We start from the raw sequence: 1654 nt of genomic DNA, 5'->3' as shown, positions 1-1654 counted from the left end.
GCGGTGACCCGCCTCGGGTCCGCCGCACCCCAGCCGTCCTCCCCCCTGGAGGACGTCGCCCACTGTGCGCATCCAAGCTGGGCGCGATTGCCCTCAGAGGCAACTGTCATGGACAGGTAAATCGCGGCTACACTGTTGGCACTTCTTTGCCCATCCCATGCGGCTGCCGACAGCACTCCTGCTCTTCTTCTTCCTGCTGCCGGTCACTGCACTGGCGCAGGGGGACACGCGCATCACCTTCCTGGGGCGTCAGCTGGAGAAGGGGAGGGATCCGCGTGCGCGCTCACAAGCCGCGCTCGTCCTCGGCGCCACCGAGGACCCCGAAGCGGTGACGCCCCTCTGCGGCGGCCTCAAGGACCCGAGCGAGCTGGTGCGCGCGGCGGTGGCCAAGGGGCTGGGCGCGCTCCTGGAACCGAAGGGGCTCGACTGCCTCCAGGCGGTGCAGGGCGAGGCGGACGCCACGGTGCAGGCGGCGGTGGCGGAGTCCATCAAGGCCATCAAGGCGTACCAGGCGCGCCGGCCGCGCTTCTACCTGTCGCTGGACGCGCTCAAGGACAAGACGGGCAGCGTGCCCGCGGACCTGGTGAAGGTGACGGAGGCGCGGCTTCGCTCCAAGCTGGTGCGGCGGGGCGCGCAGATGGCGCCGGAGAAGGAGTCCAAGGCCGCGGCGAAGGGCGCGCTCAAGAAGCTGGGCGTGCACGGCTACCGCATCACCGCGGAGATCCAGAAGACGGACAGTGGAGGCCTGCGCCTGGCGCTCCTGTGCATGACGTACCCGGAGCAGTCCCTGATGGGACAGGTGGAAGTGAACGCCGCGGGGGCTCCGCCCGCGGACCTGCTGAAGGCCCTGATCCCCAAAGCCATCGAGGAAGCCGCCGCGACCTTCGACTGGAGCAGCGAGACATGACGACGACCACGGCCCAGGCCCCGACGACGAAGCGCCGCTGGCGCAACTTCCTGCTGGACGCGCCCTTCCAGCTGAAGCTCACCGCGTACATCGTCGGCGTGTCGCTGGTGATGGCGGCGCTCCTGGGCATCTTCCTGGTGCGCGCGGCGAACTCGCTGATGCACGAGACGGCGACGGCGGTGGACGCCCGCTCCGCCGCGGCGGAGGTGAGCCGCGAGCTGTCCGGGGCCACGCTCTCCAACGAGCTGATGGCGCACATGAACGACCCGGCGTTCGAGAAGCAGTTCCGGGAGCAGGCGCAGGCCATCGACGCCAAGTACGAGGCGGAGCGCTCGGCCATCGTCGCGCAGCGCGCGGAACTGGAGCGTCACCAGCACCTGACGTGGTGGGTGCTGGGCGGCTGCCTGCTGACCTTCATCGTCGTGGTGGCGCTGGCGACCATCGTGGTGACGCACCGGCTGGCGGGCCCGCTCTTCCGCATCAAGCGCATGATGCGGGAGGTGGCCGAGGGCCGCCTGCATCCGCCGCAGCACGGCCTGCGCGAAGGCGACGAGCTGCAGGACGTCTTCGAGGCCGCGCGGGACATGACGCAGCGGCTGCGCGCGCAGCAGACCGAGGACGCGCGCGCGCTGTCGGAGGCCCTGGCCCAGGCGAAGTCGAACGGCGCCACGGGGGCCTGGGTGGACGAGCTGAGCGCCCTGGAGGCGCGCTACCGCGAGCGGCTGGCTCGGTAGGGCAGGGCGGGCC

The 1654-nt window shown here is 71.0% G+C and carries 2 protein-coding genes; both read left to right on the top strand.

Features of this window, described 5'->3' with window-relative positions:
- Positions 1-157: 157 nt before the first annotated feature.
- On the top strand, positions 158-907 hold the full coding sequence (locus D7X55_RS39320) for a HEAT repeat domain-containing protein (RefSeq protein ID WP_120547922.1): 750 nt from the start codon (positions 158-160) through the stop codon (positions 905-907).
- Positions 904-1641 (top strand): HAMP domain-containing protein, encoded by a 738-nt coding sequence (locus tag D7X55_RS39315; RefSeq protein ID WP_120547923.1) that lies wholly within the window; start codon positions 904-906, stop codon positions 1639-1641. The genes D7X55_RS39320 and D7X55_RS39315 overlap by 4 nt, the downstream gene beginning before the upstream one ends.
- The last annotated feature ends 13 nt before the right edge of the window (positions 1642-1654 follow it).

The organism is Corallococcus sp. AB049A (assembly GCF_003668885.1).
GTDB classification, from domain to species: Bacteria; Myxococcota; Myxococcia; order Myxococcales; family Myxococcaceae; genus Corallococcus; species Corallococcus interemptor.
This window is presented reverse-complemented; position numbering and strand designations above follow the sequence as displayed.